The sequence below is a fragment of the Streptococcus sp. DD04 genome (genome assembly GCF_001578725.1).
GTDB lineage: Bacteria > Bacillota > Bacilli > Lactobacillales > Streptococcaceae > Streptococcus > Streptococcus sinensis.
In genome coordinates this window covers 183018-189013 of the sequence record NZ_KQ968978.1, presented here as the reverse complement: position 1 = coordinate 189013, position 5996 = coordinate 183018, and the positions used below count along the sequence as shown (strand labels likewise).

Here is a 5996-nt window from a genome sequence, read left to right as displayed (position 1 = left end):
TCACATCTTGAACGGACAGTCCCTTCCCATCAACATTGTAGGCTCCTTCATACTGGTTGGCTGCTGTCGCTCCGCCCCAAAGAAAATTTTCTGGAAATTTACCCATTTATATTTTCCCGCTTTCGTTTTTATTCTAATTATATTATAATAGTTGTCAAATATATTTTCCAACACAATCATCTTAAAAAATGATACTATTCCACGAAAGAGTGATAACATGATTGATTTAGGGCAACTGCATAAAAATACCGTCTATAAAAACCAAGGCACTCCGTACTCTCTGACGCGGACAATTACTGAAAACGGCCATCCTGATATTCTTTTCCACTGGCATACAGATGTTGAGATTATTTATGTCCATGAAGGAAGCGCCCAATTTCACATTGACTATCATTATTTCAATAGTCAAAAAGGTGATATTATCCTGATTCGTCCCAATGCTCTCCACTCGATCCACCCGATTGACAATCAGCGACATTATATGGATGCGATTAACTTTCACTTGGATTTGATGGGCTATTCGGCCATGGATCATGCCAGCATTCACTACCTACAGCCTCTATACAATGGCCAGCTAGACTTTGTCCATGTGATCAAGCCTAGTGACCAAGCCTATGAGCAAATTCGCAAGTGTCTGCTGGACACCATGGAAACGGGCTATTTCCAAAAGAAATACTATGAATTTCAGCTCAAGGCCCAGCTCAACCAGCTTTTTTACCTGCTCTTTGAGAACGACTATATCGTCTCCAAGGAGCTGTCTGCTGAGGGCTACCGCAAGGAGGAGAAAATCCGCTCCATCATTGACTACATCAATGAGCATTATCAGGAAGAGCTCACTATTGATCAGCTGTCTGGCATCTGCGGCTACAGTCCCACGCATTTCATGAATTTCTTCAAAAAACATCTGGGCGTTTCCTGCATTGAATATCTGATTCAATTCCGCCTGCGCAAGGCTGCCGAACTCCTCCAGCACTCCACTATGTCGGTTCTGGAAATCTCCAGTCAGTCTGGCTTTAACAACCTCTCCAATTTCAACCGTCAATTTAAAAAATATTACCAAATGACCCCCAGTCAATATCGGAAAAAATGAGATTGCTAAGTTTGCTTAAACAGTCTGCATTAAAAAACAGAATTGAATCATGATTTTTTAACCAAAAACGAATGTTCCTTCTTCCATCAACATCTGAAGAAGTGAAGCATTCGTTTTTGGTTTATTTTGAATTCTTTGAGTTTTACTTTTCAGCAGCTATGTCATCCCAGAGTCTTTTCTAGGTTATTTCCAGTTCAGATGCACATGCTCATTCATTTCTTGATAAGCTGTGTCAACCCGATCTTTGGTTGCCTGATCTAGCTGATCCCGATATTTTCCGCCCTCAATGAAATCTTCTAAAATAAGGGTTTGATAGGTGTAAAGCGGGTATCCTTCTGGAGAGTAAGTTCCCTTTTCCACACGGCTGACCCAGCTTGGATGCGCCTGAGCTGTTTTAATAATGGTTCCCTTATCCGTCTTTTCAATGGTAACATCCATCAGCACGCCACGCTCCGTCCATTGGGCAGTCTCCACTCCAGCCATGGTTTCAATCCGCTGGTTAGAGATGAAATTCCCCATGGAGTAGATAATCAACTTCTTCTGACCGTCTTTTTCAAGGACTTCGGAGGGTTGGACCACGTGCGGGTGCCCACCAAAAATGATGTCCGCTCCCCAGTCTACCATTTTGTGATAAAGGTTTACCTGTTCCTCATTCGGCTCCAGCTGATATTCGACTCCCGTCTGCGGCATAACTACCGTAATATCCGCTTCTTTTTCTGTTCGCTCAATTTCAGCCTTCATCTTGTCTTCATCAAAGGTTGATAGATGCTTGTCAATCTCCTTCTGGCTTAGATTAGACTCCAAGCCGTTAAAACCATAGGAATAGGCCAGAATAGCAATCTTGATGCCTTTTACTTCTTTGATGAGGAGCGGAGATTTGGCACGGTCTTCATGAGTGTAGACACCAACTGGAGTAATTCCTTGATTTTCAAAGGCCTTGGCAGTTGTGAACACTCCTTCGAGACCAGAATCCAAGATATGATTGTGGGCCAGATCTACTACTTGGTAGCCAGCATCTTTGACGGCTGAAACAACGGCTTCCGGAGCATTAAAAAGCGGATAGCCCCCTAAAGGATAGTCCGGCCGAATGGTCCCTTCAAAATCCCCCAAAACCAAGTCTCCCTGATGGAGCCATTCCTTGACATAATGGTAATTTTCCGAAAAATCATAGCTCCCATCTTCCTTTTGAGCGCTCATATAGAGGCCGTCATGATATAAAAGATCCCCATTAGCCATAATACGAACGCTTTTAGAGGTCGTCTTTTGCCCTGCTACCGAAGAGGAATTTGGCTCATTTTTAGCAGTATTCCTGTCGCTCTGTTTATTCATTCCCATCATATTTTGAAAGAATAAAATAGCGCTCGCTGATACCAATACCGTTCCTAACAGGGCAAGGATAAAGCCACGGTTGCTTCTCGCAGATTTTTTTCTTTTTTCAGTTCTTTTCTCCATTTTTCTCAACCTCCTTTTCACTTATATTTTATCATAAAATGAGCCTCCAATGGAAATTAAAAACGAGTAATGGTTCAATTTGCCACTACTCGTTTGATTTAAACATTATCTATGCAATTCCAGCAATTGAGTGCCAACCTCAATCTGGCCTTCAGCCACCACATCAACTTTAGCATAGTCAGCTGTATTGGTCACAATAATCGGAGTTGTCACTGGATAGCCAGCTTCTTTGATCGCTTCGATATCAAAGCTGAGCAGCAGCTGGCCTTTTTTAACCTTAGAACCTTGGGTAACATGAGCTGTGAAACCTTGACCTTCCAAGGCGACGGTATCCATACCCACGTGAATGAGCAACTCAGCTCCATCATCTGTCGCGAGACCAATAGCATGGTTGGTTGGGAAGAGCAGACGAATGACCCCATCAGCTGGTGCTACCACCTCGCCGACACTTGGCTCAACAGCTACACCCTGACCCATAGCTCCACTAGCAAAGACAGCATCTGGAGTGTCTGAAAGGGGAATCACTTTACCAGTGATTGGACTGACAAGAACTTGTTCTTTCAACGAAATCTTTTCTACTTCTTGCCCTTCTTCAACGACTGCTTTATTCTCTTTTTTAGTATAGAGAGTAGGAATTGGGACAAACATTTGGATGGCAAAAGATAGGGCAATCGCAAGCACTGTGCCAATCAAAACAACATACATACTCATAAAGTTTCCATCTGGACTAACCAGCGAAGGATAAACGAATACCCCAAGAGCTCCGACAGAATACATTGTCATGTTAAAGAAGCCTACAAAAGCACCAACGATACCAGATACGATACAGCTGATGATAAATGGAGTCCGCATAGGAAGTGTCACCCCGTAAATCGCAGGTTCGGTTACTCCAAAGATAGAAGAGATAAGAGCTGGCATGGTAATGGCCTTAACTTTTTCTTCTTTTGTCTTAAGATAGATGGCTGCTAAGACACCCGTTTGAGTGAAACATGGTAGTATTGCTGCTCCTAAAATCACCCCTGTTCCCTTTTGGGTTAATTCAAGGATAGCTAAGGGCACTAATCCCCAGTGTAAACCAAACATAACCATGACTTGCCAAAGAGCACCTAGCAGAAGTCCATATACAACAGGATTGAAGCCATGAACTGCTGTCAAGAAAGAACCAAGAAGGTTAGATGCTCCATTAGCGATTGGTCCAACCAAAAGGAAAGTGAGGGGGACTGACACAACTAACGTTACAAAAGGAACGACGAAAAGTTTAACTGTGTCTGGAGTAACTTTTCTCATGAACTTTTCAATATGAGATGCAACCCAAACGGCTAAAATTGCAGGAATGACTGTTGATAAATAGCCACCAGTTGGCATGGTCAGAGAAATCCCGAAGAAATTGGCAGCTCTTGCTTCTCCCAATGCAGTAACACTTGCTTCCAAATTTGGATAGACCAGAGCTGCCGCTATCGCTAAAGCTGTAAAGTCATTCATTTTAAATTTACGAGCCGCATTTACAGCAATCATCATTGGTAAGAACTGGAAGAAACCATCACCAGCAGCAGTAAGAACTAGAGCAACTCCGTTATTGGCTGCAGTCCATCCTAAAAAGGCTGTTAAAATTGCAACGACACCTTTAATAATCCCAGCTGCAGCCAAGGGGCCAAGGAAAGGTTGGAAAATACTTGATACAATATCAATGAAGGCATCTAGTGGATTTTTCTTAATTCCAAACCCTTCATCAGCATCAACGGCGCCAGCCCCCTGTAGACCACCAACGGCTAGTACTTCTGCATAAACATCTGGCACATGATTCCCAATAACAACCTGATATTGGCCACCTGCCTTAACAATTGTCACAACACCATCTCGTTCCATAAGATAGTCTGTATCTGCTTTACTCTCATCTTTTAGAGAGAAACGTAAACGAGTGACACAGTGTTTAACACTAGTAACATTATCGCGTCCACCGACGTGATCAAGAATATCTTGAGCTAATTCTGTATATTTAGCCATAATGGACCTCCTTATATTTTTAGGTCGTCAGCTTGTGTCCTATTCCCGGAAAATAGGCAACAAAAAAACCTAAACACATACCAAATAGAAAGCAAGATTTTGCTTCTTATCTCGTATTTGTTTAGGTTTTGCCTGCCTGACCAGTAACAATCCACGAACTAAGTATAGCATAATTTTTTGAAATTGCAAGCGTTTTCTAATTGTTTTGTTGAATTTTATAAAACAAATGGAAGCTAGGCTTATTCCTTGCTTCCATTTTAAACTTTCACACTTACACAAAACGTTCTAGATCAACCGTCAGCACTTGTCCATCCTGAACGACCTGCTGCCCAGCAATGTAGACATCCTGAACATCACTGCCCTTGACCGCATACACTAGGTGCGATAGCATATTTTCTAAAGGATAGAGGTGAAGTCGTCCCTTGGGTTGAATGGCAATGAAATCGGCTTGCTTGCCCGCTTCCAGACTGCCGATTTTGTTCTCCAAGCCCAGCGCCTTGGCTCCTTCAATAGTCAAAGCCTTCAAGGCCTGCTCAATCGTAAACTGGGTCGCATCACCTGCGCGCATCTTCTGAAGAAGGGCAGCTGTCCGACCTTCCTCAAACATATCCAGATTATTATTAGAAGCGACAGAGTCTGTCGCTAGGCCAACGTTCACACCAGCAGTTAGTAAGTCTGTCACTGGAGCTACACCAGAAGCTAGCTTGAGGTTGCTGATAGAATTGTGGGCGATGCTGACTGGAGAAGCTGCTAAATCTGCAATTTCTGACGGATTCAGCTCAACTCCGTGAGCAAAAATTGCTGGCTGCTCCAAGTAGCCCAGCCCTTTTAAGAAAGCCAGAGGCCTTTTACCATAGCGCTCCAGGATGATTTCATTTTCTTCCTGGGTCTCAGCCACATGGATATGAAGCTTCAAGTCCAGCTCACGCGCTAGCTCAAGACTGCCCTTAAGTAGCTCTTCGTCACAGGAATAAGGTGAATGTGGCGCCACCATAACCTGAAAATCTTCATCATCATAGGAGCGGATTTTCTCAATAATCCCCCGAGTACGAGCCAGAGTCTCTTCTGCCGTTTCCGCCTCTGAGCTAAAGAGCGTTGGGGAGAAATAGCAGCGCATACCAGACTGCCGCACGACCTGATAAATCCGGTCAATCTCCACTCCCTGAGGATTATACATGTCATTAAAAGTCGTTGTCCCCGACTGCAGCATTTCTGCTAGAGCCAGCTGCACAGCCTTGGTTGTTAGATCCGCTGTGAATTGACTTTCCGCAGGCCAGATATAGTCCTCCAGCCATTCGTGCAGATTGCTGTCGTCACGAATCCCACGCAGCAAGGTCATAGCCGAGTGAGTATGGCAGTTGACCAGCCCTGGCATGAGCCAGGCTCCCTCGTAATCTATCAGCTCACTGCATTGTTCTAGCCAGGCCTCATCATAGGCACCGCAGTAAGC

Annotated in this window: 5 protein-coding genes; 1 reads left to right on the top strand and 4 read right to left on the bottom strand. The window is 43.9% G+C overall.

Annotated features, from left to right (window positions below; translation table 11 throughout):
* A partial coding sequence (locus STRDD04_RS11690) for a family 1 glycosylhydrolase (protein ID WP_197460086.1) occupies nt 1–106 on the bottom strand: 106 nt, incomplete at its 3' end.
* 111 nt (nt 107–217) lie between these two features.
* Between STRDD04_RS11690 and STRDD04_RS05925 the strand changes: the two genes are divergently transcribed.
* Nucleotides 218–1090, top strand: coding sequence for an AraC family transcriptional regulator (locus tag STRDD04_RS05925; RefSeq protein ID WP_082757349.1), 873 nt, complete (start codon nt 218–220; stop codon nt 1088–1090).
* 183 nt (nt 1091–1273) lie between these two features.
* Here STRDD04_RS05925 and STRDD04_RS05920 read toward each other — a convergent pair whose 3' ends face one another.
* The 3 genes from STRDD04_RS05920 to STRDD04_RS05910 form a co-directional block, all read right to left on the bottom strand.
* Nucleotides 1274–2542 carry a CapA family protein gene (locus STRDD04_RS05920; RefSeq protein ID WP_062200202.1) on the bottom strand — a complete coding sequence of 423 codons (1269 nt, stop codon included), beginning with the start codon at nt 2540–2542 and terminating at the stop codon, nt 1274–1276.
* A 105-nt stretch (nt 2543–2647) separates the two neighbouring features.
* The gene (locus tag STRDD04_RS05915) at nt 2648–4546 is read right to left on the bottom strand and encodes a beta-glucoside-specific PTS transporter subunit IIABC (protein ID WP_062200200.1); all 1899 of its coding nucleotides are present in this window, start codon (nt 4544–4546) and stop codon (nt 2648–2650) included.
* 271 nt (nt 4547–4817) lie between these two features.
* The coding region (locus tag STRDD04_RS05910; RefSeq protein ID WP_231853896.1) for a TRZ/ATZ family protein at nt 4818–5996 on the bottom strand (1179 nt) is incomplete at its 5' end.